Raw genomic sequence first — 25,162 nt, 5'->3', positions numbered from 1 at the left:
CCGGCGACTCCGGTAGGTAGTCTGGCCAGGTGACAGACTCGGCCGACTCCTTCGACCTCGCCTACGTCCCCGGCGTGACGCCCGACAAGTGGGCGCGCAAGTGGCGGGAGCGCGAACCCCGGGTCCCGCTCACCCTCCACCAGACCCCGCCGTTCGAGGCGACCGGCCTGATCCACCGCGGCGAGGTCGACGCGGCGCTGCTGCGGCTGCCGATCGACCGCACCGGGTTGCACGCCATCCCGCTCTACACCGAGCAGACCGTGGTCGTGGTGCCCAAGGACCACCTCATCGCCGCCGCCGACGAGGTCACCCCCGACGAGCTGGCCGAGGACGTGGTGCTGCACCCGCTCGACGACACCCTGGACTGGGACGGCCCGCCGGGGCTGCCGGCGATCGAGCGCCCGGCCACCACGGCCGACGCGATCGTGCTCGTCGCCGCCGGGGTCGGGCTGCTGGTCGTGCCGCAGTCGCTGGCCCGGCTGCACCACCGCAAGGACCTCACCTACCGGCCGATCAGCGACGTGCCGGAATCCACCGTCGCGCTGAGCTGGCCGGTCACCGACGACACCCCCGACCTGATGGAGCAGTTCATCGGGATCGTCCGCGGCCGCACGGTCAACAGCACCCGCGGCAAGCAGCAGCCCGAATCGGCGCGCAAGACCAAGAAGACCCCGGCGAAGTCTCAACCGGCCAAGGCCCAGCCGCGCAAGCCCGGCACCCGGCGCGGTCCGGCACCGGCGAAGGGGCGCAAACCCCGCCGCCGCTGATTCCTCGATGGGGTGACCGGCGTGGAATGCCCGCCGGGCCCGTGGTGTTGTCGTGGTCACAGCCGGTTCTCGTGATGGAGGTACGACGATGCCGTTGACGGGCGAGTACGAGCCGAGCCCGACCGAGTTCGTGCGCGACCAGGTCGAGAAGTACGAGAGCTCGGGCGGGACCGAGGGCACGACGATGCGCGGCTACCCGGTGATCGTGCTGACCACCAAGGGCGCCAAGTCGGGCAAGATCCGCAAGGCTCCGCTGATGCGCGTCGAGCACGACGGCCGCTACGCGGTCGTGGCCTCGCTGGGCGGCGCGCCGAAGCATCCCGTCTGGTACCACAACATTCGCGCGAACCCGACCGTCGAGCTGCAGGACGGACCGGTGCGCAAGGACTACGTGGCGCGCGAGCTCTCCGGTGACGAGCGCGAGCTGTGGTGGAACCGCGCGGTCGCGGCGTTCCCGGACTACGCCGAGTACCAGACCAAGACCGACCGCACGATCCCGGTGGTCCTGCTCGAACCCGCCTGATCCCGCTCTGCAGCGCGAAAAAACGGCTTCCGGGCAGCACCCGGAAGCCGTTTTCTCGTGCGGCGGTTACGAACCGAGGGAGGCCGACCGCTTCGCCCGGTTGCGCGAGATGGCCCACCAGCCCAGGCCGATCACCACGACGATCGCCGGGATCGAGTAGAACGCGATCTGCTCGGCGCCGTCGGAGAAGCCCATCAGGACCACCACCAGCGCCAGGAACGCCAGCGTCAGCCAGTTCGTGTACGGCGCGCCCGGCATCCGGTAGGTCGGCCGCTCGATCTCGCCCCGGATCGCCTTGGTGCGCAACCGCATCTGGCAGATCACCAGCGTCGCCCAGGTCGCGACCACGCCGAGCGAGGCGATGGCCGTGGCGATCTCGAACGCCTGCTCCGGCACCACGCCGTTGAGGATGACGCCCAGCACGAAAGCGACCGCGGTGAACAGGATTCCGCCGTAGGGGATGTTGTTGCGGTTCATCCGCGCGGCGAACTTCGGCGCCTCGCCGTCGTTGGCCAGCGCCCGCAGCACCCGGCCGGTGGAGTACAGACCGGAGTTGCACGACGACAGGGCGGCGGTGAGCACCACCGCGTTCATCAGGTCGCCGACGCCGGGGATGCCCAGGTGCGAGAACACGGTGACGAACGGGCTCTCGTCGGCGCTGTAGACGGTCCACGGCAGCAGCATCGCCAGCAGCAGCACGGAACCGACGTAGAAGATCGCGATGCGCCACACGACGCCGTTGATGGCCTTGGGCAGCACCTTGCGCGCGTCCTTGGCCTCACCGGCGGCGATGCCGACCATCTCGATGGCCGAGTAGGCGAAGACCACCGACTGCATCGCCATCAGGGTCACGCCGAAGCCGCTGGGGAAGAAGCCGCCGTGCTGGGTCAGGTTGGCCGGACCGGCCGGCGTGCCGCCGATGTCGGTGGCGGTGAACACCAGGCCCAGGCCCACGACCAGGAACACCAGGATCGCCACGACCTTGACCAGCGAGAACCAGAACTCCAGCTCGCCGAACAGCTTCACCGACACCAGGTTGACCGCCAGCAGCACGCCCAGCGCGATCAGGGCGGTGATCCACTGCGGCAGGTCGGGCAGCCACCGGTGCACGTAGATGGCGACCGCGGTGATCTCCGCGATGCCGGTCATGGCCCAGTTCAGCCAGTACATCCAGCCGGAGGCGAAACCGGCCCAGGGGCCGATGAACTCGCGGGCGTACTCGACGAAGCTGCCCGCGACCGGCCGGTACAGCACGAGTTCACCGAGGGCGCGCATGACGAAGAACGCGGCCAGACCGCACAGCGCGTAGGCGACCACCAGCGAGGGGCCGACCGTGGCGAGCTTGCCTCCCGCACCCAGGAAGAGCCCGACGCCGATCGCTCCACCGATGGCGATCATCTGCACCTGTCGGTTGCCGAGGGACTTCGAATAGCCCTCGGAGTCGGTCGTGGGCGCAGCATCCGGCCCCGACCGCAGCGATGAATCCACGAAAATCAAGTCCTTTCGTGACCAGGACATGTCGGAGAAAAGCGACGTCCAGGCGTTTTTCGTGCCGGTGCTAGGTCATCCGGCGGGGAGATACTAGTCATCTGTTTTTTGCGTTCGTGTTGCGCACGAGTCGGATTCGCGTGGTTCACATCGGTTCTTCCCAGAATCCTGGTGGTGTGTCCTGCGTCTCGTCGTCGCTGGTGGTGAGCGTTCGGGGGAGTGGCGGTCCGGAATCGGCTAGGCCGTCCAGCTGTCGGGCATGTCGGCGTTCGTCGTCATGCGGGTTCGATCAAATGGGAAATTCCCGCCCCGTTCGTCCGGAGATCGAAAAGGATGAACAGATGATCTGGCCCCATGCAGATCAATTCGGGCGGAGAGGGTGGCCGCCCGGTTGCGGAGCGTTCGCGCGGAGTGGTCGCCGATGTCGTGATCGACGGTTCTCCGAGTGATCGGAACGTGCCTGGAAGGCCTCGCCGGAATGTGACGCTGATTACCCGTTCGACGATTCGTGGTCGGGTGATTACGCACCGGTTCGCAGTCGGGGCAACGCTCCGTTAATTGCTGGTTCGCGCATCGCATTGCGCTAGTTGCGGATCGTGTTGACGCATTTACCGACAGTTCTGGAACGGGGAAGTCGATCGCTCTCGCGTGATCGTCGATCCTGCCTGTGACCTGGGGGAACGATCACGTGACGGGGAGTGAGAAGGTGGCGCGGGTCTCGATGGATTGCTCCATTCGGCCCATTAAAGGATCGTCGCTTGGCGTAAGGATATGAAGTTGTAATGTTCCCGCCCCGAAACGGAGACTTAGATGCCCCGGCTCGCAGTTGCGGTCGCCCCGATCGGATTGGCCGCAGCACTGGGCCTCGGTGCATTGGCAAGCGCCGAAACATCGACCCCGCACAGCGCTGACGCCGCTACGCAACCGGTCGGTGTGCAGAGCCCCGCCCCCGCCCTGACCCCCGAAACCCACGCGCCCATCGCGCTGGCCCCTCCGGCCCCCGCCGCTGTCCCCGCAGCCCCGGCCGCTCCCCAGGCCGACAAGAAGGCGGAGAAGAAGGACCAGAAGGCCGAGAAGAAGGCCGAGAAGAAGCCTGCCGAGGTCGTGCCGCAGGCCGTCACCAAGTCCCTCCCCGTCAACTACGAGGCCCAGGTGACCGGCTACTGGTGCGGTCCCGCCGCGACGCGCATCGCGATGTCGAGCAAGACCGGCGACCTGCCGTCCCAGACCGATCTGGCGAGCCTGCTCGGCACCACCGAGAACGGCACCGACCACGTCGGCCAGGTCGCCGACGGCCTGAACAAGCTGCTCGGCCCGACCGGCACGCACTACGTGGCCAAGGACCTCAGCAGCCGCCAGGTGTCCCCGGAGATGAAGAAGGAGCTCTGGGACGACACGGTCCGCAACATCGACAGCGGCAAGGCGATGGTCGCCAACATCGTCGCGCCGCCCGGCAACCAGCCGCCCGGGTACCCGTCGAGCCAGACGATCTACCACTACGTCTCGATCGTCGGCTACGACGCCGAGAAGAACAACGTGCAGATCGCCGACCCGGCGAACTTCAGCGGCAACAAGGAGTACTGGCTCAGCCTCGACCAGCTGACCTCCCTGGTCCAGCCTCGCGGCTACGTCGCCTGACGCTCCCGCACGACAACTGCGGCGGTCCCCACCCCCGGGGGACCGCCGCAGTCGTGCGTCCGGGCCGACGTCCGGAGACCTGATCGCTCAGTGCTCGCGGAGCCTCACCGTCGGTTCGTCGCGTGAGCCAGGTGCTGCTGGAGGCGGGTGTGGCGGAATTGGTAGACCGCGCCCGCCTGGCGGAGGACGCCGCGCTGGTAGGCGTCGTCGAGGAAGGTGGTGACTGGCCAGGGGAGGCGGCCGGTGAGGGGGAGGACCAGGCGGGTGAGCAGCAGCCACTGGCCCCAGGCGGTGAAGGTCAGCGCGTAGCAGGCGGCGCCGGTGAGCCCGGCCAGGACGCCGACGACGATGCCGTCGGGCAGCCAGCGCAGCGGTCCCAGCACGCCGTCGAAGACGGTCACCAGGAGCTGCCCGCCGAGGATGACCGCGAGCACGAGCACCGGTGTCAGCAGCAGGATCGAGCGCAGCACGGTGCTGCGGTTGGTGGCCAGCATCGTCGTCGGGCTGGTCGCCGAGCTGATGTCCACCGGCGCCTCCAGCGCGTAGGCGAGGACGAACAGCGGACCCGTCGTCAGCCCGAACATCAGGCAGTACAGGAAGCCGTTGATCAGGGTCGTGCGGACGATCTCGTCGAGCGTCACCGGGAATCCGTTGTGGACGATCTGCGTCGCCGTGTAGCCGGGCGCGTAGCCGAGGGCGACGGCCAGGCCGGTGAGCGTGCCCGCGCGGAACCGGACGCCCAGTTCGCGGACCGATCTCCCGGTGCCGCGCCGGCGCCTGCCCGGTAATCGCACCCGCATGCGCGCGGGCTCGAACTCCGCGCCCCGGAAGACCACCATCACCCCGTATGCGAGGCCGAACGCCAGCCCGACCTCCGGGCCGACCAGCAGGCCGTCGCTGAGCGCCACCCGCAGCGAACCCAAGCCCTGCCCGCTGACCAGGTAGAGCACCGCGTAGCTGAGGAACAGGATCAGGCCGGTGGCGATCGATCCGCCCAGCGCCACGGCCAGGATCCGGGTCGAGCGGCTCAGCGACAGCCCGAGCCGCCACCACGCGATGTCGGTGGTGCCGAGCCGGTCGAGGTGCCGCGCGAGGTGTCCCAGCCAGCGGCGCGCCAGCTCGGGATCCCAGTCCAGCAGCGGGTTCGCCGCCGGAAGCGGCCGGTAGACGGTGGGGAGGAAGCGGTCCAGCAGGTGGTCCTCGATGGCCTCCGGCGTCGGGAACCGCGCGGTGTCCAGCAGTTCCGCCGGGTCCTGACCCGGTGCGTCGCTGTAGGCGGTGCGGGCGAGCCCGACCATCAGGGGCGTGCGCAGCACCTGCGCGAGATTGGTGGCGGCGAGATCGCCGGGCCGGTCGCGGAGCGCGTCGAGCACCTCCGCCCACGCGCCGCCGTGGTCGCCGGGCGTGGTGCGCGGCAGGTATTCGTCCACATCGGACGGTGCGAGCGGGGTGAGTTCGACGCACGCGGCCCGGGCCAGCGTCGTCGCGCGGGCCGCCTTCTCGTACTCCTCGCGCCTGCTGGTCAGCACCAGCGGCAGCGTGGTGGCGTTGAGCCCGTCCAGCGCGACCCGGTGCAGCCCGCCCGCGATCTCGTCGAAACCGTCCAGCACCGGCAGGATCAGACCGGCCTCGACCAGCGCCTTCGCCAACGTCGAACCGTTCGGGGCGGTGGCGACCAGGCCGGGGTGGTCGCGCAGCAGCCGCTCGATCAGCCAGTCCCGCAGCACCGCGCTCGTCGGGTCCCACGAGCCGAGGCTGAACACCACCGGCACCGGGTCGTCGGGTTCGCGGGTGGCCAGGAAGTCCAGCGCGAAGCGGGTGGTGAGGATCGTCTTGCCGGACCCGGCGGAACCGAGCACCACCAGCCGCCCGGAGGTCAGCCGCCGGTAGGTCGCGGCGATGTCGCCGAGCGTCCCGGACGGCCCGGAGTCGACGTCGGCCAGCCGAGCGGGCACCGAGCGGAACCGCACCGGCAGCGGGAACGGGTCGTGGATGCGGCGCTGCTCCTCCTCGCGCTGCCACCGGGCCTGCAGCACCTGCCGGAGCTGATCGGCGGCCTCCAGCAGCGCCTCCTGCGACGCGGTGCGCGGAAGCGGAGCGGGCGGCGGGGGAGGTGTCGCGGCGGGTTCGGGGTCGAGCGGGGGAGCGGCGTTGATCGCCGCCAGCAGCTCGCGCCGGCTGTCCGGACTCGTGTCGAGCGCGTTGGCGAGCAGCGTCACCGTCTTCACCCGCGGCTCGGCGGACGGGTCGGTCTCCAGCCGCCGGATGGTCCGCACCGCGATCTGGGACTGCTCCGCGAGCTGCTCCTGCGTCATGCCCGCCTGGGCGCGCAGCCGCCGCAGAACCGTGCCGAACGGACTGCTCATCCTCGCCTTCCCCGACCGCCGGACGTCCGGAGAGGACTCTAGCGCGTGACCGGCCACGAATTGCCGGTTCCTGGACTGGTGTGCTGACCACCGGAAACGGCAGTCTTCACGACGTCGGGAGGACGACGGTGGCGCCGGCTCGCCCGGCAGCGCCGGAACCTCCCCGTGCCGGGGGGGCGTTCCCGGTCGGTCGGGCGTGCGAGGGGTCGTCCGACCGGCCGGGATCGGGTCATCCGCGCGGCCGGAGGGGAGGGCGAGGTGTCGGCCAGGTACCGCTACCGGTGCGGCGAGTGCCCGTTCCGCACCCCGTGGACGAGCGCGTCGCAGGCCGCCGAACGCCGGACCCGGCACTGCGCGCGGCACCACCCGGATCTCCCGCCCTCGGGTCGCGTGGAGCGCCGCCGGCCGCCGTTCGAGGGCCTGCCGACGCTCGTGCTCGTCGCGACGCTGCTGTTGCTCCTGCCGGTCCTGGTGCTGTGCGCGCACGTCCAGCCGTGACGTGAGGAGCCCCCGCCGCCGGGTCGGCGGCGGGGGCTCGGGAGATCCGGTTCAGAGCGTGAAGGAGGCCAGGTTGTAGGCGCCGACGGTGGCGTTGCGGTCGACTCCGCCGGGGATGCCCGGGACCTGACCGGCGTCGCTGTGCTGGTGCAGCGCCAGGCGCGGGTGGCTCCAGCCGGGGTTGCCCGGGTCGCCGTTGTAGCGGGCGATCCACAGCAGCACGTCGTCGCCGGCCCACAGGTTCGGGTCGATGATGTTCTGGAACCAGTTCAGGCTCGAGTACACCAGCACGCCGCGCACGCCGGTGGCGATGCGCAGCAGCCGCACGAACTCGGCGATGAACCCGTTGGGGTCCGGGATCTCCGGGTCCTCCATGTCGAGCATCGGCCACATGTTGCCCGGTTCCTTGAGACCGTGCTGGCCCATCCACCAGGCGAAGTGGCCGACCTGCGGGTCGATCGCGCCGGGCCGGGCGAAGTGGTACGCGCCGGTGACCACGCCCGCTCCGCGCGCTCCTGCGGTGTGCGCGCCCGCCGCGTCGTCGACCCACGACTGGCCCTCGGTGAGCTTGATGCTCGCGAAGGTGATGTTGTTGCCGCGCACCGCCGCCCAGTCGTCGACGGCGTTGTGGTGGCTGATGTCGATTCCGTAGTCCATGGGGTCCCTCATCCTGGTCGTGCTCGGGTTGCGCAACGCTCGCGCGAGCACGGCGACGAGGGATGCCGTCGGCGTTCCCCCTGGCCGGACGGTCGGCTGCGCTGGCGATCAACCCATGTTCGCCCACGATCTCAGGAAAAGATCGTCCTGTGGGGTGAACCACCGGATTTCCCGTTCCCGAAGCACCCGGATGGCCCAGTTGTCGTTGCTCCTGACGGGGGGATGTTTCGCGGAGGAAACGGAATGCGCGCACACCACCTACGAAGGTCTGTGCCGCGAACCACGATCGAGTGGACGGTGTTCAAAGCCTGCTAAGTGCCGGTTAATCCCCTTGTTCGGGAATTCCCGGTTCGGGGAGGGTTCTCACTGCCTGCGCAACACGAGCGAGAACAGGAGAACCACCATGAGCAACACCGTCGAGCACACCGAGGCCAAGACCGCGTCGCGCGCCAAGCGCCTGGCCTTCGGTGCCGTGGCCGTCCCGGCGCTGATGATCGGCCTGGCCCTGCCGGCCAACGCCGCCGAGCTCACGCCGATCGCGGAGGCCCTGGACGCCACCGTCGCCGACACCCTGTCGTCGGTGGGCGCCGCTCTGGACGCTCTCGGCCTCGCCGCCTGATCTCGTCCTGCTGGAGGGGCGGGAACCCGGATCCGGGTTCCCGCCCCTCCCGTGCGCCGGTGTGACGTTCGCGGTGCGAGGATCGGTGGACGCCGCGTGTTGATCATTGACATGATCCGTGACGTCGGCGGTGGGAGGAGCACGATGACCGAGGGCACACCGGACCTGCGCACGGACGTGGCGCACGGCGCGCGGATCTACGACTACATCCTGGGCGGCAAGGACAACTACGCCGTCGACCGCGCCGCCGCGGAGGCCTCCAAGCAGGTCTGGCCCGCGCTGCCGGTGCACATGCGCGCCAACCGCGAGTTCATGCACCGCGCGGGCCGCTACCTGGCCACCGAGTGCGGCATCGACCAGTTCCTCGACATCGGCACCGGCATCCCGACCCGGCCGAACCTGCACGAGGTCGTCCAGGAGGTCGAGCCGGAAGCTCGCGTCGTCTACACCGACAACGACCCCATCGTGCTGGCCCACGCCCGCGCGCTGATGTCGCGCACCGGTCAGGGCGCGACCGCCTACGTCGACGCCGACCTGCGGGATCCCGACACGATCCTGGACTCGCGGGAGTTCCGCGAGACCCTGGACGCGAAGCGGCCGATCGGCCTGATGCTCATCGCGGTCGTGCACTTCATCGAGGACGACGACGAGGCCCTGGACGTCGTCCGCCGCATCGTCGACGTGCTGCCCTCGGGCAGCTACGTGGCGGCCACCATCGCCACCGACGACTACGCGCCCGAACTCCTCGCCGAGGTCCGCCGCGCCTACCACGAGCACGGCGAGACCCTGAAGTTCCGCACCTACGACAAGGCGCTGCGCTTCTTCGACGGCCTCGACATCCTCGACCCGGGCCTGGTCCAGATGCACAAGTGGCGCCCGGACGACCTCGAACACCTCAAGATCCCCGAAGCCGACATCGCCATGTACGCGGCCATCGCCCGCAAACCCTGAGCTTCGGGCGTCCGGTCAGGTGCGGGCGGGGCGGTTGGCGAGCTGCTGGGTGGACGGTTCGGCCGGGGCGAGCTTGCCGGACTGGTGGGTTCGGCCGGTCTGAGCGGCGCTCGGCGGGACCGCCTGGGTGAGCTGCGTCTGCTCGGCGTCGGGCTGCGGGACGCTCGGGGCCTGGGTCAGTTGGGTCTGGGCGGTTCCGCTGGTCACGGCCCCGTTGGTCGCGGCGCCGTTGCTCGGGGAGCCGCCGACCTGGTAGCCGCCGTTCTGGCCGGGGGCCTGCTGCGGGGTGGAGAGGTTCGAACTGACGATGCGCTGCAGATTGCGGTGCGCGTTGTTGAGCTCGTGGCGCATGCCGTGGATCTGCTTGGTCAGCGTGTCGCCCTCACCGAGGGTGTTGGTCTCCACCGCGCGCAGCAGCACGCCGATGTGACCGTGCAGCCGCTGGTGCACCTCGGCGAACGTGGCGACCTGCTGCTGCATCTCCAGCGGCGGCTGGGTGCGGGCGATCGCCTTGATCATGGTGTCCTGCCAGCGCTGACCCGCCTGGCGGTAGTGCCGGTCGGCGGACTGCCGGTAGTGCGGGGCGACCTGGGTGTCCAGCGAGACGCGGATGAGCTCGTGGCAGCTGTTGACCAGCTCGCGGGCGGCGGTGGTCAGCGCGTAGGCCCACTCCCACTGCTCGGCCTGGGTGCTGGCCTGCCGCTCCTGGCGGGCGTCGTCGAGCTGGCTGCGGGTGAGCTTGACCTGCTCCCAGGCGCGTTCGGCCTGCTCGGTGGCGGTCGTGGCGGCGCGGCCGGTCTTGTCGGCGTTGGCCTCCACGGCGCCGGCCATCCGGCGCACCGCGTCGGCGCGCTGCGCGGTCTCCTCGGCGGTCTTGCGGGCCGACCACAGCAGCCAACCGGCGACCCCGGCCGCCACGAGGGCCAGAATTGCCGGGATCCACGTCAACCAAACCTCGGTCCCCATGTGTCCGACGATGACACATCCGCGGTTACGCCGGTTGGCGGCCTGTGAAAAACGCGGTGACGACTACGCCCAGTCGCCGAATGTGACGCTGCGCGGTCAAAACCGGACTGAACGTGACGAAAGCGCGGGCTGCACGCCTTCTTTCGACGCGCCGTGATGTGCTGTGCTCGCGGAGTCGTCGTCGGGAGCGCGAAGGTGGGGCATGTACGCGAAGTACGTGGCGATCGGGGACAGCCAGACCGAGGGCGTCGGTGACGGCGACGACCGGAGCGGCCTGCGCGGCTGGGCCGACCGGCTCGCCGAGCAGCTGGCCCCGCTCGATCCGGGCTTCCGGTACGCGAACCTGGCGGTGCGCGGCAAGCTCATCGGCGAGGTGCGCGCCGAGCAGCTCGAACCGGCGCTGGCGCTCGCTCCGGACCTGGCCACCGTCGTCGCCGGGCTCAACGACGTGCTGCGCAGCGAGTACGACGGGGATGCCGTCGCCGCGCAGCTGGAGGAGATGATCGGCGCGCTGACGGGTGCGGGCGCGCGGGTGGCGACGGTGACCTACCCGGACATCGGGGAGATCGTGCCGATCGCGCGGCGCTGGCAGCCGCGGCTGACCGAGTTCAACGCGCGCGTGCGCGAGATCGCCGCGAAGCACGGCGCCGTCGTCGTCGAAGCCGACCGCCACCCGGTCTGCGCCGACCGGCGGATCTGGAGCACCGACCGCCTGCACCTCAACCCGTCGGGCCACGCGCTCCTGGCGTCCGGCTTCGCCGACGCCCTGGGCCTCCCCGGCAGCGACGACTCCTGGACTCACCCGCTGCCGCCGCGCCCGGATCCCGGCCTCGTCCGCGCGGTCGCGGGCGAACTCCGCTGGGCTGCCACCTTCTTCGCCCCGTGGCTGTGGCGCCGCCTCACCGGCCGCTCCTCCGGCGACGGACGTTCGGCGAAACGGCCCACGTTGGAGCCTCTTCCGTGACCGGGGACAGTTTTTCCTTGAATTGTCCCGACATTTCGGACATTGATCATGGGTAATTCGAGGAAAAACCGTCCCCTGCCGAGCTACGGGCTCACCGCAGCAGCGGTGCACTGCTGAGCACCGTGGCACGAGCTCACCGCGACGAGGGTGCGGTGCAGCTCGTCCCGGCGCTGCGGCGGCAAGGTCTCGTAGACGTTGTTCAGCTGGAACGGATCGGCGCGGTCGTCGTAGAACTCCCGCTCGCCCGTCACGTACTCCACGTAGGTGCCCTCCGGAATCCGGATCGCCGTGTACGTCGGCGGCACCCCGTCGGGCTTGTCCTGATGATCCGGGTCGTCGCGGGTCGCCGGCGGCTCGTGGTGCTCGACGAGCGCGACGTCCCGCCCGGTGCCCGGTTCGCCGCGCAGCAGCGGCGCGAAGCTCGCGCCGTCGACGCCGGGACGCGGTGGCGCACCGGCGATCTCGGCGAACGTCGGCCGCAGGTCGATGTTCTGCACCGAATCCGGCACCGTCCGCCCGGCCGGAACACCCGGGCCGGTGGCGACCAGCGGAACCCGCACGTCGTGGTCGAACGCGGTCTGCTTGCCCTCGGCCAGCGCGTGCTCGCCGAGGTGGAAACCGTTGTCGGAGGTGAAGATGACGTGCGTGCGCTGCGCCTGGCCGGTGTCGGCGAGGGTGCGCTGGAACCGGGCCAGCATCTCGTCCACCGCCTGCAACGACTGAGCGCGCTTGCGGAACTTCTCATCCGCCGCCGCGGCCTTCTCCGGCGGCAGCGGCGGGAGCTGCCGCAGCCAGTCCGGCTTGTCCGAGCGGTCCGCCTCGTCGAACGACGGCGGCCGCGGCGCGGTCAACCCGGGGAAGGCGTCCTCGTGCCGGGGCGCCGGGGTGAACGGGCCGTGCGGCGCGAACGTGGCCACCTCCAGGAAGAACGGATCGCCCTGCGCGGCGCGGGTGCGGATGAAGTCCTCGCCGCGCTCGGCCAGCACGTCGGTCAGGTAGTCGCCGGGCCGGTGCCCGTGCGGCTCGAGATGGCCGTTGACGTTGAGCTTGTAGTCGTACTGCTGGTACCCGTTGCCCGCCACGGCCCACTCGTCCCAGCCCGGCGGCACGAAAGGCCGTTCCCCGCCGAGCTTCTGGCCCGGCTGGTAGCCGTTGAGGTACTTGCCGAGGAACCCCGTCCGGTAGCCGGCCTGCTGCAGCTGGGTGCCGACGGTGTCGCGCTCGTCGCGCCGGTGGAACACCCCGAACCCGCCGTCCGGCGCGGCGTTGGTGAACACGCCCGTGTTGTGCGGGTACTTCCCGGTCAGCAGCGACGCGCGCGACGGGCAGCACAGCGAGTCGGTGACCGTGAAGTTCGAGAACGTCACGCCTTCCCGCTGCATCCGCTGCACCTGCGGCATGAACCGCAGCAGGCCCTGATCCATGTCGTCGACCAGCACGAGCACGATGTTCGGCGGGCGCTCGTCCGGCGGCGGGGACGGGGGAGCGGCGGTGCAACCCGCGAGCAGCAGGCCGAGGACGGCCGCGCACAGGGCCAGCCGGGAACGCACGATCAACCTCCAGGCGTCGACGCGCCCCACAGCATGACCGCCGACCCCCGCCGCGCCAAGTCGATGACCAGAAATCCTCAGTGGAAGACCATCTCCGGGTGCGGGTGGCTGAGGAAATCGTGGTGCGAGATCTCCCAGCCGTAGGCCCCGGCGTGGCTGAAGATCAGCACGTCACCGGCCCGCACCCGCGACACCGGCACGTCGCGGGCGAGCACGTCCTTCGGCGTGCACAGCTCGCCGACCACCGTGACCGGGCCTTCGGCCTGCGGACGCGGCACCGCCGAGTCCCACTCGTCCACCGGCAGCACGGTGAACGGATGGCTGTGCTGCCACGACGACGGCAGCCGGAACTGGTGCGTCCCGCCGCGCACCAGCGCGTACTGCACGCCGTGGTTGCGCTTGACGTCGAGGACCTCCACCGCGTAGTTGCCGCACTCGGCGACCAGGTAGCGCCCGCACTCGAAGTCGACCTCCCGCACGTGCGCGGGGAACTCCGCCAGCACGCCCGGAAGTCCCCGGGCGAAGCGCGGCCAGTCGAACCGCCGGTCCGGCCGGGCGTAGTCGACGCCGATGCCGCCACCGACGTTGACCACCTCGCAGCGCAGCCCGAACTCCCGCTCCCACGCCGAGACCGTCCGCCCGTAGTGCGCCACCAGCTCCAGGTGGGCGTCGGCGGAGAGGTTGTTGGACAGCGAGTGCAGGTGGAACCCGGACAACCGCAGACCCGGCAGCGCGCGAGCCGCCTCGACCACGCCGGGCAGGTCCTCCTCGGCGATGCCGAACTGGGTGGGCCTGCCCGCCATCGCCAGCGTCGCCGAGGGGAACGGCCCGGCCAAGTTGACCCGCAGCAGCACCTCGGCGGTCACGCCCAGCCGGGTCGCCGCGGCCGACACCCGGTGCAGCTCCAGCGCGCTCTCCACGTGCAGCCGCAGCACCCCCTGCTCCAGGGCCCGCTCGATCTCCGACGGCGTCTTCGCCGGACCGCCGAAGAGCACCGGAACGTTCCCGCTCACCGCCCGCGCCTTGTCCAGCTCACCACCTGAAGCCACCTCGAAGCCCGCGACCAGCGGTGCCAGCGCGCGCAGCAGCGGATCGGCGCTGTTGGCCTTCATCGCGTAGAACATCCGGCACCGCGGCGGCAGCGTCGCGGTGATGGCGCGGACGTGATCGGTCAGCCGGTCCAGGTCGTAGGCGAACAGGCACACCGGTTCGCCGCCGGCCCGCTTCCGGACGAGGTCTTCCAGTCGCTCACTCATGGTTCTCCCGGTGCAGGTCCAGATGGGCGCGCAGGGCGCGGGCGGCCAGGCCGCGCTCCTCGCCGAGCACGAACGCGCGCACCCCGGCCGCGCGCCACTCGCGGTGGTCCTCGGGGCTGCGCGGGAGCGCGCAGAACGGCACGTCGCGCGCCCGGCACTCGGCGTGCACCCGCGCCAGCGCGTCCCGGACCCGCGGGTGCCGGGTCTGCCACGGCACCCCGTAGGACTGCGAGAGGTCCGCGGCCCCTTCCAGCACCAGGTCCACGCCACCGCCGTCGAGGATCGACGGCAGCTGCTCGACGCCCTCGGCGTCCTCGATCATCGCGATCACCATCGTCTCGGCGTTGGCGCGGCGCACGTACTCGGTGAGCTCGATGCGCCCGAACCCCGGAACCCGGCCGCCGTTGAGGCTGCGCATCCCCTCCGGCGCGTAGCGGGCGGCGCGGATCGCCGCGTCCACGTCGGCCCGGCACCGCACGTGCGGCACCACCACGCCCAGCGCTCCCGCGTCCAGAACCCGCAGGATCGCGCCCGGATCGGACTCGGGGACGCGCACGAACGGCACGAGGTCCACGGCCTCGGCGGCCCGGATCAGGTTCTCCAGCTGCTGCGGGTCGACCAGAGCGTGCTCGCTGTCGAGGACGACGAAGTCGTAGCCCGCGCAGCCGATCATCTCCACCAGCACCGGCGACGGGATCGAGCAGAACAGGCCGTGGCTCTCCCCGGTCCCGGCAAGCCGCTGCTTGACGGTGTTGGTCCTCAGCACTTCTCGACCTCCGCGAGCGGGTTGGGCACGGCGTGCAGCCGCAGCTCGGTGTCGGGGTGCAGCCTGCGGCTGGTCAGCTTCTCCACCTCGATCGCCGGGGTGAACAGGTCGAACAGCGCGAACCGCTCGGCCAGTTCGGGGAATCGCCGCTGGTGGGCGCGGATCTCCTCGGCGACGATCCGCCAGAAGTCCCGCTCGGCCAGCTCGTCCCGGTCGTCGAGGAAGATCGCGAGCTCGCCGAGGTTGATGAAGAAGAACGCGTCCAGCAGGAAGTCGGTGACCAGGCTCAGCTCGTCGGTCTCGACGAACGAGTTGCGGTTCTGGTGGTGCGCCGGGGGAGCGGCCAGCTCCGGCGCCTCGCCCGCGAGGTGCTGCGGCGAGAACCGCACGCCGTCGTGGAAGTCCTTGAGCACCAAGCGTTCCGGCACCCCGTCGACGTGCACCAGCGCCATGTTCTGCGCGTGCGACTCCAGCGCGATGCCGTGCGCGCACAGCAGGTGCACCAGCGGCAGCGCGGCGACCCGCACCAGCCGGCGCACCCAGTTCTCCGCGCCCTGGTCCCGGAGCCACTCGGCGATCAGCGGGGTCCCGTCGCGCAGGCAGGAGGTCAGGCCGGTGAACGGCATCGCCCGCTCGCCGGGTTCGAGGTGCGGGTGCAGGCTCTCCCGCCAGATGCAGGCCAGCGCGCCGTAGGTGTCGGGCCGCAGCAGCCCCGACTCCGGTGTGACCGCCGCGCCCAGCTCCTCGCCGAGCAGGATCGGCCGCAGCTCCCCGGACAGGTAGGCGTCGCCCGCGACGACCTCGCGCAGCCAGTCGGTGATGCGCGGCGCGTTGCGCACGGTGTGCGCGGCCAGACCGCGGGAGGTGGAGGTGTTCACCATCGACAGCGACAGCTTCAGATACGGCCGCTCGGGCACGTCGCGGCAGGTCAGGGTGCGGATGGACTGCTGCGGGAGGAACTCGTGCGGGTCCGGTCCCAGCGGGATCAGCTCACCGCGCGCCAGCTGCTCGGAGAACGCGCGGGCGAGCCGTTCCCGCCACTGCCACGGGTGCACCGGCACCAGCACGTACTCGTCGGGATCGCCGGTCTCCTCGATGAGCCGGTGGAAGCGGGTGACCTCCCCGCCGAGCTGGTCGGCCAGGTACCGCCGGTCCAGCGAGCGCGAGGCGCTGACCTCGGTGATGTCGCGGTGCGCGGCCAGCCACAGCGGTCGCAGCGGGTTGGCGAACTCGGGGCCGAAGGCCAGGTCGTCGGCGACGTCGAAGCCGATGCGCGACTTGTAGGCAGGGTGGTAGCGGTGCCCGTCGGTGATCGCCGTCTCCAGCGCGTCGTGGTCCGCTGTGGACGGTGGGTCTTCCCGGAGGTGTTCCGAGAGGGCGTCTTTGAACAGCGTCTCCTCGAGTTCGCGGGCGAACGCGGTGAGGTGGTCCGGGTCGGCGTCGAGGGAGTCGCGGACCTCGGTGAGGAACCGGGTGACCGAGTCGGCCTCGACACCGTCGCGCAGCACCGGTGAGGTGACCCCCACCCGGTCGAAGCCGAACCGGCGCACCGCCCGGAACTCGTAGCGGACCGGGGTGCCGTCGCCGCTCGTCCCCATCACGACGTGCCCGGTGTCGTGCTGCTCGGTGGTGAGAGCTCCTTCGTAGAGCAGGGATTCGAGCAGCTGGCGGAACACGCGGCGCCGCACCTCCGGGAACCGGGGATCGGTCAGCGCGGCCCGCACGAGCTCGGCGGTCATCGGGTCACCTCTCGGATCGGGTTGGGGATGTCGACGTAGAGCGGGCTCTCGCCGCGCTCGGCGAAGCGGCTGAGCAGGTTCGCCTTGGCGGGCAGCGTCGGCGCCTCGCGCAGCTCGGCCGCGTAGCGCCCGGGCAGGCCGCCCAGGAACTCGCGCACCACCGGCCACAGCCGCCGTTCGCCGGCCGGGCTCCACCGGCCGAGCACCGCGACCAGGTGGCCGAGGTGGTTGGTGACCAGGTGGTAGCGCAGCCGCAGCCATGCCTCCGCGTCGTCGTAGAGCACCGGGCTGTCCGGACTCAGCACGCCGTCGGGGACGCGGTCCCGGTCGGCGCTGGTGCCCTCCATGTCGCGCACCCAGAAGCGGCTCGGCCAGCCGTTCTCGGTGTGCAGCAGGCTGTTCTGCACGTGGGCCTCGAACCCGACGCCGTCCTCGGTGAAGATCGCCAGCAGCGGTGCCAGCGAGATCCGCAGGTAGCGCTCCAGCCACGCGGCGGTGTGCTCGGCGGTGAGCGGACCGGCCTGCTCGACCAGGTCGATCAGCGCCGGGCGTTCGCCGGGTCGTTCCTCCAGCAGCGCGGCGAGCACCCGCGGGGCGAGGTCGGTGCCGGGGAACGGGTTCCGGCGGAACAGCACCCCGAAGTCCGACGCGAGGTCACCGACCTCCCCCGGGTCGAGAGTGCGGTAACCCGACTCGACGAGGACCTCGAAACCGTTGTGGTCCCAGTGCTTTTCGAGCGCGGAGACGAGTCGTCCGGCGTCGGCGGCGCGGCGCAGGTGCTCGACGGGGTTGTTGCGCACGAAGTTGGTGATGCGCACGTGCAGCGGCAGCTTCCACGACGTCGGGAAGTCCGGATCGCACACCGTCCGCACCGACGAGGTCGCGTACACCTCGGCGCCCACCGGACCCAGCGGGGTCAGCGCCCCGGCCGCGACCAGTTCCCGCACCCGGGGCTGTTCCCGCAGGTAGCGGTCCTGCCACGGGTGCACGGGCAGCACCGACTCCGGCTCGCCGGGCAACCACGGCCCGTCGCACACCCGGTCCTCGACCAGCAGCTCGGGACTCACGGCCCAGTGGTGCAGCCGGAACGACGCCCTGAGCTCCGGGGCGTAGCGCTCCAGGTCCTCGTCGCTGATGCCCTCCGCGCTCTTCGGAGTCGGGTGGAACGGGTGACCGAGCAACAACGACTGCTCCGCCTGCCGGGTGACCTCCTGCGGTGTGGCCGCTTCCGGGCGACGGTCCCGATCCAGGTAGCGCGCCGACCGCGCCACGCTGTTCCCGACCTGCCGCCGGAACCGCTCCACAACCCCCTCATCCACTCCGCACCGCAAGCCCAACTCCCGAGCCACCACGGACACGAACTCCTCGTGCCCCAACACCACCCCGTCCAGCACCACCTCGTCCCGGAAGACGTGATGCCCGGCAGCAGACCAAACCCGAACCCCCACCACCAGAACCGACGAGGTCTCCCCGGACCCCTCCCTCGGTCCGGTGTCCGGGGAATCCGCAGTTTTCATGAAAACCTCCCCCGGTCCCGTGACCAGGGACGACGAAGTTTTCATGAAAACTTCCCCCACCTCCGAACCCGGGCGAGATGCGATCTCCGCAGGTGAACCCCCTGGTCCGGGGTCCGGGGAGGACGCAGTTTTCATGAAAACTGCGTCTGGTCCCGAACCCCGGGGTGGTGCAGTTTTCATGAAAACTTCCCTCGGTTCCGGGTCGTGGGGGTGCGCAGTTTTCATGAAAACTTCGTTCCCCCGGGAACGGAGGGGGATGTGGAGGGTGTGGGGGGTGCGTTCGCACTCCAGCTCTCTGACGATCGCGTTCAGCAGGCGTTGGCGCGTTGCCGCGCGTGCCGCTTCCTCGTTCACCGCAACACCTTCTCGTGAGTTCCAACCGGGTCGTGGGGTGAGGTTCCTGCGGAAACCTCCGGTTTCGCGCGGCCCGCGACGGCCAGCAGCGCGGCGGTACCGAGCATCGCGCCGATGAGCGCGAACACCACCGACGGTGGCAGCAGGACCGCCAGGGCGGCACCGGCGAGCGGTCCGAAGACCTGGCCGAGGTCCAGGACGCCGGTGCTGAAGCCGAACGCCGTGCCCGAGCCTCGTTCCGGGGCGTGCCGGGAGCTGACGTGCAGCACCGACTGCAGCAACGCCGCGAAGCAGAAGCCCTGCGCCACCCGCAGCGGCAGCAGCAGCTCCACCGGCACGACGCCCTGCAGCGCCACCGCGACCGCGCAGCACGCCGCGGCCACCGCGAACCCGAGCTGCGCGGACCCGCGGTCGTTGCGACGCCCCCACCAGGGACTTCCGACGCACGACGCCGCCCACGTCACCGCCTGCAGCACGCCGACCCACGTCGTGGCGGCGGCGACCGAGCCCGAGATCCGCTCGACCTGCGGCGCGAACACCACCACCAGCGCGTAGATCGCGGCCTGCGCGGCGAACCCGGCCAGCAGCATCCACCGGGTCTCCCGGCGACGCAGCAGCAGCGCGGCGATCGCGCGCGGCGAATGCCGTTCGCGCGCGTGCGCGTGCGCCTCGGCCAGCGACACCGCAGCCAGCGCGCTGGAGATCGCGAGCATCCCGGCCACCGCCGCGAACAGCGGCGCGAACCCGAGCCGGGTGGCCAGCAGACCACCCACCAGCGGCCCCAGCAGGGACCCCGCCGCGGTGGCGGCGAACAGCATCCCGAGCGCCCGGCCGCGCCGGTCGGTGGAGGCGGCCGCGCTCGCGTACGAGGCGGTCGCGCTGACCACCCCGCCGCACGCGCCCTGCAGCAACCGGCACCCCAGGAACTCCTCCGGGGTGTCGGCCACCGCCATGAGCGCGATCGCCAGGCCCAGTCCGGCGTGCGCGCGCACCACCATCGCCTTGTGCCCGAACCGGTCGCCGACCCAGCCCCACAGCGGCCCGCTGACCAGCTGCACCACCGCCGGAGCCGCCACCGACACCGCCGTCCACCAGGGGATCTCGCCGCGCGGCGTGCCGATCCCGGCCAGGTAGAACGGCAGCAGCGGCACCACGATCGTCAGCCCCGCCGTCGCCGCGAACTGCCCCAGGCACAGCACCGGATAGGTCCGTCCCCGCATCACGCCTCCACCAGCGGGTTCGGCACCGTCCCGGTCCCGGCGGGCATGCTCACGCCGGAGGAGGCGCCTTGCCGCAGCAGCGGTTCCAGGACCCGGCGGCTCGGCCACGTCCCGGCCCGCAGCAGCCGATCGCGCAGAACCGCCCGCACCGGTGCGGGCTGGGCGGGCAGGTGCTCGATCACGGTCTCCCGCACCAGGTTCCACAGCTCCCGCTCGTCCAGACCGAAGTGACGACGCAGCGCGTCGGCGATGCCGTGCAGGTTCACCTGAAAACCGAGCGTCTGCAGATACCCCACCAGCGACTCCGCCGAGTCGAGCCGAAGCGACTGCGGCGCACCGGGTTTGATGACGTACTCCGGATCGGGCGTGCCCGCGAGCCGCATCCACTCGCCGAACAGCCGCAGCGTGTCGTGATCGCGCAGCACGAACCGCCGCACCCGGCCGCCGCGCAGTTGCACCACCACGTTCTGACCGTGCAGCTCCGGCAGCACGCCCCGGCTCAGGAACCCGAAGGCGACCTCGCAGAACGAGCGCGCCAGGTCCCCGAAGAACGACAGCGGGTCGAAGCGCTCCGAGATCACCGGCCCCAGCACGTCCCACTCGTGCGCGGCCAGCGCCGCCATCGGCAGCACCAGCCCGTCGAGCTCGGGGTAGATCCGCACCTGCGCGGCGAGCTGGCCGGGCCGGTCGCCGAAGGGATCGTCCGGGTCGTGCCACCCCGCCCACACCCGCTCGTCGCACAGCGCGACCCGCTCGCCCAGCGCCGGATCCCGGTCGAGGACCTCGGTCATGCAGCGCTGCGCCCGCTCGGCGTTGGCCAGGTAGCGCGGCGGTAGCAGCCGGGTGGCGCCCAGCGTCGCCACCCCCAGCGGCAGCTTGACGTGCCGGGAGGACTCCGGCGAGGTGGTCAGCGTGCGCAGCGACGACGTCGGGTGGAACCCGCCGAGCTCGCGCGCCAGCGGCACCACCGATCCGTCGGCCAGCTCGTCGGCGAAGCACCCACCCAGCACGTGCTGGAACTGCCACGGGTGCACCGGGATCGCCTGGAGGTCGTCGCCGATCGCGCCGAGCGAGCGCAGCTCGGCGGGGGAGAGGACCAGTTCGGCCAGGCGCTGCGACAGCGGGTCGCCGCCGTGGACGAGCCGGTCGCGGCGCACCGCGACCCAGTCCAGCCCCAGCGGTTCGGCCCGCATCGGCCCGTAGCGCGCGACCTCCTCGGCCGACCACCCGGCCGCCGCCCGCGCCGTGGGGTGGAACGGGCGGTTGCGGGTGGCGGCCAGCCGCTCACCGGCTAGCATCCCGCCGGTCGGGGTGAGGTCGAGGGCTGAGCGCTGCCCGCGCAGCACCTCGGTGTGCTCGACCGCGGCCCGCAGGTCGGCGGCGACCGCGGCCGAGTCCTCGCGCACCGCGGCGAGCAGCTCGGCCGGGGTCAGCGGCCGCGTGCCGTCGAGCAGGACCGGACCGGTGTCGTAGCGGTAGCGCTGCAGCGCGCCGCCGGGCCGGACGGGCACCCTCACCTCTCCGGCGGACGTGCGCAGGACGGCCCGGCCCGCGTCGCCGGTGAGCTCGACCAGCTCCTCCTGCAGCAGCACGTCGACGAGGTCCCGCATGACCAGCTCGGCCGATCCCACCCGCATCAGTACAGGTCCAGCCAGGTGCCGACGCCCCGCTCGCGGGCGCGCTCGTAGACCGCGCCGGCGCAGGCGATGTCCTCCACGGCCATGCCCATCGGGTTGAGCACGATGATCTCGTCGTCCTCGGTGCGGCCGGGCCGAGCGCCCGCGAGGATCTCGCCGAGCTCGGCGTGCAGCTGCCCGCGGGAGAACGAGCCCTCCAGCACCAGCTGGTTGATGATCTTCTTCTCGCGGTTGCTCTGCTCCCAGTCGTCCACGACGACCTTGTCGGCCTTGAGGAAGACCTCCTTGTGCACGTCCATGATGGACACGTTGCACAGCAGCGCACCGCGCTTGAGCCAGTCGAAGGCGATGTAGGGCTCGCTGGTGACGGTGCACGGGACCACCAGGTCACCGGCCCGCACGGCGTCCTCGGCGGTCTCCGCGACGCGCGCCTCGACCGACGGGTGCTCGCGGCCGACGCGGTCGGCCAGCGCCCGCGCCGCCTCCGGCCTCTGGTCGTGCAGGTGGACCCGCTCGATCGAGCCGAACTGCTGCAGCAGCGCGGTGATCTGAGTGCTGCCGATGACGCCGCAGCCCACCAGCGCGACGTCGGTGAAGCCCTCCCGCGCCAGGTGCCGGGCGGCCAGGCAGGTCACGCCCGCGGTCCGCCACGCGCTGATCAGGCTGCCTTCGAGCACCGCCACCGGGTAGTTGCTGGCCGGGTCGTTGAGCACGATGACGGCGCTGGCGCGCTCCCGTCCGCGCTCGGCCGGGTTGTCGTGCTTGCTGCCGATCCACTTGATGCCGGACAAGCCGGGGTCGCCGACGTGCGCGGGCATCGCGATGATCCGGTCGGCGATGTGGCCCTGCTTGCCCGCCACCCGCAGGTACGGCTTGAGCGGCTGCACGGTCTTGCCCTCGGCGTGCGCGATCAGACCGGCGTTGAGGGCGTCGACGTAGAGCTCGGCGGCGTCACCGCCGACGGCGGCGATGTCGCTGCGGCTCAGGTAGAGCATCTGCGGTGAGTCCTCAGAGGACACTGGTTCTCCTTCTGGTAGAGGTGTTGTCGTCAGTTCGCGCAGCGCTGCCGGGCCGCGTCGAACCAGTCGTCGTCGTAGATCAGGTCGAGGTAGCGGTCCCCGCGATCGGGGAAGACGGCCACCGCCCGGCACGGGCGGGGTAGCCGCGGCAGGGTGCGCTGCATCGCCGCGACGACGGCTCCGGTGGAGCCGCCGGCGAAGATGCCTTCGGTGGCCAGCAGTTCCCGGCAGCCCACGGCGGCCTCGAAGTCGTTGACGTGCACCACGTCGTCGATCTCGGCCGGGCTGAACAGCTCGGGCACCCGGCTGGCCCCGATGCCCGGCACGTCGCGCTGCCCGGGCGGCCCGCCGAAGATCACCGATCCGACGGCGTCGACCGCGATGACCCGCAGGTCCGGGAAGTTCTCCCGCAAGCGGCGGGAGCAGCCCAGCAGACTGCCGGTGGTGCTGACCGCCCCGAACAGGTACGACGGGGCCTCGGGGAGCTGACGGCTCAGCTCGTCGCCGGTGCCGTGGTAGTGGGCCTGCCAGTTGCGGTCGTTGGCGTACTGGTTGATCCAGATCGCACCGGGCGAGCCGGCCACGATCTCGCGGACCCGGCGGATGCGGGTGTGCAGGTAGCCGCCGGTCTCGTCGGGCTGGTCGACGACCTCCACCTCGGCCCCCAGGTGCCGCAGGATGGCGACGTTGGCGCGCGCGGCCTTGGGGTCGAGCACGCAGGTGAAGCGCAGCCCGTGGAGCCGCGCGGCGATCGCCAGCGCGATCCCGAAGTTGCCGGAGCTGGACTCGACCAGGTGGCTGCCGCGCCGAATGGACCCGTTGCGCAATCCGGATTCGACGATGTGGCGCGCGGACCGGTCCTTCATGCTCCCGCCGGGGTTCATCAGCTCGAGTTTGGCGATCACCTCGACATCGGATTGGGGGAAGAGCCGGTTCAGCACGACGGCGGGCGTGTTTCCCACGCAGTCGAGAACCGACCCGACGACGGATTCGGTCTGGGTGTCGACGGCCACGATTCTCCTCAGATCGACAACCGAAAGGGCCTTGCTACGACCGAAAACGCTAACAAAGGTAAGCCTAACTTAACAGGAGTGATCTCGGAGAGCCACAGCACATCGGAGGGGTGGAAGCGGCTGCTCACATTCCGCTGGGCATTCTCCTGCCGAATTCTCCTCAGGGCGTTGATCTGCGGTTGTTCGGAATTTCCGCGAAGAATCGGATCGAACAATTCCGGATTCGACGGGACGGCTGAATTTCAAGGCTCCGAACGGGGGAGAGGGTGATCACTCCGGGGGTCCGGTTCTCCCGGCGCGATGTTCGCGAAGGCAGGATCGCCGGGAGGACCGAGCGGAACTGGAGCGGTGGATGTCGGAGAACGTGACCGTCGAGCTGGCCTACGGCAGGTCGGGGCTGACGGTGGAACTGCCGGGCGAGCGCACGACCGTGGTGGCGCCCGCGAACCCGCCCGCCGCGCCCGACACCGACGTCGCGTTGCGCGGCGCGCTGTCCGACCCGGTCGCCGGACCGCCGCTGCGGCAGCGGGTGCGGCCGGGCCAGCGGATCGCGGTGTCGCTGTGCGACGCGACGCGCCCGCAGCCCCGCGAGGCGATGGTGCGCGCGCTGCTGGCGGAGCTGGAGGGCATCGCGACGCGCGAGGACTTCACGCTGCTGGTGGCCACCGGGACCCACCGCGGCAACACCGACGCGGAGCTGCGCGCGATGCTCGGCGACGAGCTCGTCGACACGATGCGCATCGTCAACCACGACTGCCGCGACCCCGAGATGCTGCGCCACGTGGGCACTTTCGGCGACGGGGTGGAGGTGTCGCTGAACCGGCACTGGGTGGACGCCGACGTGCGGATCACCACCGGCTTCGTCGAACCGCACTTCTTCGCTGGCTTCAGCGGCGGCCCCAAGCTCGTCGCCCCCGGCCTGGCGGGGCTGGACACGGTGCTCACGCTGCACGACGCCGCGCGCATCGCCAGCCCGCGGGCGACGTGGGCGGTGTGCGAGGGGAACCCGGTGCACGACGACGTCCGCGCGATCGCCGACGGCACCGGCGTGGACTTCGCCTTCGACGTGGTGCTCAACCGCGAGCAGCGGGTGGTCGAGGCCTTCGGCGGTGACCTGCTGCCGATGCACGCGGCCGCGCGGGAGGTCGTGCGGGAGCTGTCGATGCAACCGGTTCCGCAGCGCTACGACGTCGTGGTGACCACGAACTCGGGTTTCCCGCTGGACCAGAACGTCTACCAGGCGGTGAAGGGCATGACGGCCGCGGCGACCGTCGTCAAGCCGGGCGGGCTGATCATCTGCGCCGCCGAGTGCAGCGACGGCTTCCCCGATCACGGCTCGTTCCGCGAGGTCCTGGCCTCCGAACCGACGCCGGAAGCCCTGCTGCGCACCATCTCCGGCAGGACCGAGACGGTCCCCGACCAGTGGCAGGTCCAGATCCTCGCGCGAGTCCTGGCCACCGCCCGGGTCGGCGTCCACACCACCCACCTCACCGACGCCGACCTCCGCACGGCCCACCTCTACCGGGTCGACGACATCGCCGAAGCGGTCCACGCCGAACTCGCCGCCCGAGGCCCGGACGCCCGAGTCTGCGTCCTCCCCGAAGGCCCCCAAACCATCCCCTACGTCACCACCTAGCACGACGACCCGGTCAAA

Annotated in this window: 21 protein-coding genes; 8 read left to right on the top strand and 13 right to left on the bottom strand. The window is 71.1% G+C overall.

The window, feature by feature from the left end; genetic code table 11:
* The first annotated feature begins 29 nt into the window (after window positions 1-29).
* Window positions 30-767, top strand: coding sequence for a LysR family substrate-binding domain-containing protein (locus tag BM424_RS12070; protein ID WP_093416302.1), 738 nt, complete (start codon window positions 30-32; stop codon window positions 765-767).
* An 88-nt stretch (window positions 768-855) separates the two neighbouring features.
* Window positions 856-1,290 carry a nitroreductase family deazaflavin-dependent oxidoreductase gene (locus BM424_RS12065; protein ID WP_093416298.1) on the top strand — a complete coding sequence of 145 codons (435 nt, stop codon included), beginning with the start codon at window positions 856-858 and terminating at the stop codon, window positions 1,288-1,290.
* 66 nt (window positions 1,291-1,356) lie between these two features.
* Here the strand turns inward: BM424_RS12065 and BM424_RS12060 are convergent, their stop codons facing one another.
* Complete coding sequence (locus tag BM424_RS12060; RefSeq protein WP_425442000.1) at window positions 1,357-2,778, bottom strand: amino acid permease; 1,422 nt, start codon at window positions 2,776-2,778, stop codon at window positions 1,357-1,359.
* A gap of 933 nt (window positions 2,779-3,711) precedes the next feature.
* Here BM424_RS12060 and BM424_RS12055 point away from each other — a divergent pair.
* Complete coding sequence (locus BM424_RS12055) at window positions 3,712-4,416, top strand: C39 family peptidase (RefSeq protein ID WP_245775786.1); 705 nt, start codon at window positions 3,712-3,714, stop codon at window positions 4,414-4,416.
* Window positions 4,417-4,520: 104 nt separating this feature from the next.
* Here the strand turns inward: BM424_RS12055 and BM424_RS12050 are convergent, their stop codons facing one another.
* Window positions 4,521-6,782 (bottom strand): NACHT domain-containing protein, encoded by a 2,262-nt coding sequence (locus tag BM424_RS12050; RefSeq protein ID WP_093416289.1) that lies wholly within the window; start codon window positions 6,780-6,782, stop codon window positions 4,521-4,523.
* A gap of 258 nt (window positions 6,783-7,040) precedes the next feature.
* On the opposite strand from BM424_RS12050, the gene BM424_RS12045 reads away from it, so the two are divergent.
* Complete coding sequence (locus BM424_RS12045) at window positions 7,041-7,280, top strand: hypothetical protein (RefSeq protein WP_093416287.1); 240 nt, start codon at window positions 7,041-7,043, stop codon at window positions 7,278-7,280.
* A gap of 51 nt (window positions 7,281-7,331) precedes the next feature.
* Here BM424_RS12045 and BM424_RS12040 read toward each other — a convergent pair whose 3' ends face one another.
* The gene (locus tag BM424_RS12040; protein ID WP_175548050.1) at window positions 7,332-7,937 is read right to left on the bottom strand and encodes a glycoside hydrolase family 25 protein; all 606 of its coding nucleotides are present in this window, start codon (window positions 7,935-7,937) and stop codon (window positions 7,332-7,334) included.
* Window positions 7,938-8,340: 403 nt separating this feature from the next.
* On the opposite strand from BM424_RS12040, the gene BM424_RS12035 reads away from it, so the two are divergent.
* Window positions 8,341-8,556 (top strand): hypothetical protein, encoded by a 216-nt coding sequence (locus BM424_RS12035; RefSeq protein WP_093416280.1) that lies wholly within the window; start codon window positions 8,341-8,343, stop codon window positions 8,554-8,556.
* A gap of 144 nt (window positions 8,557-8,700) precedes the next feature.
* Window positions 8,701-9,507 carry an SAM-dependent methyltransferase gene (locus BM424_RS12030; protein WP_093416278.1) on the top strand — a complete coding sequence of 269 codons (807 nt, stop codon included), beginning with the start codon at window positions 8,701-8,703 and terminating at the stop codon, window positions 9,505-9,507.
* A 15-nt stretch (window positions 9,508-9,522) separates the two neighbouring features.
* Here BM424_RS12030 and BM424_RS12025 read toward each other — a convergent pair whose 3' ends face one another.
* Entirely contained in the window at window positions 9,523-10,473 is a 951-nt protein-coding gene (locus BM424_RS12025; RefSeq protein WP_245775785.1) for a hypothetical protein, read from the bottom strand.
* A gap of 202 nt (window positions 10,474-10,675) precedes the next feature.
* On the opposite strand from BM424_RS12025, the gene BM424_RS12020 reads away from it, so the two are divergent.
* Window positions 10,676-11,437: an SGNH/GDSL hydrolase family protein gene (locus BM424_RS12020; protein WP_093416275.1), complete on the top strand. Its 762-nt coding sequence runs from the start codon at window positions 10,676-10,678 to the stop codon at window positions 11,435-11,437.
* Between the two features lie 83 nt (window positions 11,438-11,520).
* Here the strand turns inward: BM424_RS12020 and BM424_RS12015 are convergent, their stop codons facing one another.
* The 9 genes from BM424_RS12015 to sbnA form a co-directional block, all read right to left on the bottom strand.
* A complete protein-coding gene (locus BM424_RS12015) occupies window positions 11,521-12,987 on the bottom strand; it encodes a sulfatase family protein (protein WP_245775784.1) in 1,467 nt (488 codons plus the stop codon).
* 77 nt (window positions 12,988-13,064) lie between these two features.
* The gene (locus BM424_RS12010; protein WP_093416273.1) at window positions 13,065-14,243 is read right to left on the bottom strand and encodes a type III PLP-dependent enzyme; all 1,179 of its coding nucleotides are present in this window, start codon (window positions 14,241-14,243) and stop codon (window positions 13,065-13,067) included.
* Window positions 14,236-15,009: an HpcH/HpaI aldolase family protein gene (locus BM424_RS12005; protein ID WP_093416270.1), complete on the bottom strand. Its 774-nt coding sequence runs from the start codon at window positions 15,007-15,009 to the stop codon at window positions 14,236-14,238. Before BM424_RS12005 ends, BM424_RS12010 begins: the two co-directional genes overlap by 8 nt.
* Complete coding sequence (locus tag BM424_RS12000; RefSeq protein WP_093416268.1) at window positions 15,003-16,748, bottom strand: IucA/IucC family protein; 1,746 nt, start codon at window positions 16,746-16,748, stop codon at window positions 15,003-15,005. Before BM424_RS12000 ends, BM424_RS12005 begins: the two co-directional genes overlap by 7 nt.
* Entirely contained in the window at window positions 16,745-18,265 is a 1,521-nt protein-coding gene (locus tag BM424_RS11995; protein ID WP_139274053.1) for an IucA/IucC family protein, read from the bottom strand. The genes BM424_RS12000 and BM424_RS11995 overlap by 4 nt, the downstream gene beginning before the upstream one ends.
* A 350-nt stretch (window positions 18,266-18,615) precedes the next feature.
* On the bottom strand, window positions 18,616-19,839 hold the full coding sequence (locus BM424_RS11990) for an MFS transporter (RefSeq protein ID WP_093416264.1): 1,224 nt from the start codon (window positions 19,837-19,839) through the stop codon (window positions 18,616-18,618).
* Window positions 19,839-21,476 carry an IucA/IucC family protein gene (locus tag BM424_RS11985; protein ID WP_093416261.1) on the bottom strand — a complete coding sequence of 546 codons (1,638 nt, stop codon included), beginning with the start codon at window positions 21,474-21,476 and terminating at the stop codon, window positions 19,839-19,841. The genes BM424_RS11990 and BM424_RS11985 overlap by 1 nt, the downstream gene beginning before the upstream one ends.
* The gene (sbnB, locus tag BM424_RS11980; protein WP_281248769.1) at window positions 21,476-22,495 is read right to left on the bottom strand and encodes a 2,3-diaminopropionate biosynthesis protein SbnB; all 1,020 of its coding nucleotides are present in this window, start codon (window positions 22,493-22,495) and stop codon (window positions 21,476-21,478) included. Before sbnB ends, BM424_RS11985 begins: the two co-directional genes overlap by 1 nt.
* 29 nt (window positions 22,496-22,524) lie before the next feature.
* The gene (gene sbnA / locus BM424_RS11975) at window positions 22,525-23,508 is read right to left on the bottom strand and encodes a 2,3-diaminopropionate biosynthesis protein SbnA (protein ID WP_093416256.1); all 984 of its coding nucleotides are present in this window, start codon (window positions 23,506-23,508) and stop codon (window positions 22,525-22,527) included.
* Window positions 23,509-23,860: 352 nt separating this feature from the next.
* Between sbnA and larA the strand changes: the two genes are divergently transcribed.
* Window positions 23,861-25,144, top strand: coding sequence for a nickel-dependent lactate racemase (larA, locus tag BM424_RS11970; RefSeq protein ID WP_093416254.1), 1,284 nt, complete (start codon window positions 23,861-23,863; stop codon window positions 25,142-25,144).
* The last annotated feature ends 18 nt before the right edge of the window (window positions 25,145-25,162 follow it).

The sequence above is a fragment of the Saccharopolyspora flava genome (assembly GCF_900116135.1).
Classification (GTDB): Bacteria; Actinomycetota; Actinomycetes; order Mycobacteriales; family Pseudonocardiaceae; genus Saccharopolyspora; species Saccharopolyspora flava.
This window is presented reverse-complemented; position numbering and strand designations above follow the sequence as displayed.

Bases quoted from the DNA above. Each gene is read 5' to 3' on its own strand.
- BM424_RS11995 (WP_139274053.1), bottom strand. From the start codon at position 18,265: ATGAAAACTGCGGATTCCCCGGACACCGGACCGAGGGAGGGGTCCGGG.
- BM424_RS11990 (WP_093416264.1), bottom strand. From the start codon at position 19,839: ATGCGGGGACGGACCTATCCGGTGCTGTGCCTGGGGCAGTTCGCGGCG.
- BM424_RS12035 (WP_093416280.1), top strand. From the start codon at position 8,341: ATGAGCAACACCGTCGAGCACACCGAGGCCAAGACCGCGTCGCGCGCC.
- BM424_RS12040 (WP_175548050.1), bottom strand. From the start codon at position 7,937: ATGGACTACGGAATCGACATCAGCCACCACAACGCCGTCGACGACTGG.
- BM424_RS12020 (WP_093416275.1), top strand. From the start codon at position 10,676: ATGTACGCGAAGTACGTGGCGATCGGGGACAGCCAGACCGAGGGCGTC.
- BM424_RS12050 (WP_093416289.1), bottom strand. From the start codon at position 6,782: ATGAGCAGTCCGTTCGGCACGGTTCTGCGGCGGCTGCGCGCCCAGGCG.
- BM424_RS11985 (WP_093416261.1), bottom strand. From the start codon at position 21,476: ATGCGGGTGGGATCGGCCGAGCTGGTCATGCGGGACCTCGTCGACGTG.
- BM424_RS12010 (WP_093416273.1), bottom strand. From the start codon at position 14,243: ATGAGTGAGCGACTGGAAGACCTCGTCCGGAAGCGGGCCGGCGGCGAA.
- BM424_RS12065 (WP_093416298.1), top strand. From the start codon at position 856: ATGCCGTTGACGGGCGAGTACGAGCCGAGCCCGACCGAGTTCGTGCGC.
- BM424_RS12000 (WP_093416268.1), bottom strand. From the start codon at position 16,748: ATGACCGCCGAGCTCGTGCGGGCCGCGCTGACCGATCCCCGGTTCCCG.
- BM424_RS12030 (WP_093416278.1), top strand. From the start codon at position 8,701: ATGACCGAGGGCACACCGGACCTGCGCACGGACGTGGCGCACGGCGCG.
- larA (WP_093416254.1), top strand. From the start codon at position 23,861: ATGTCGGAGAACGTGACCGTCGAGCTGGCCTACGGCAGGTCGGGGCTG.
- BM424_RS12025 (WP_245775785.1), bottom strand. From the start codon at position 10,473: ATGGGGACCGAGGTTTGGTTGACGTGGATCCCGGCAATTCTGGCCCTC.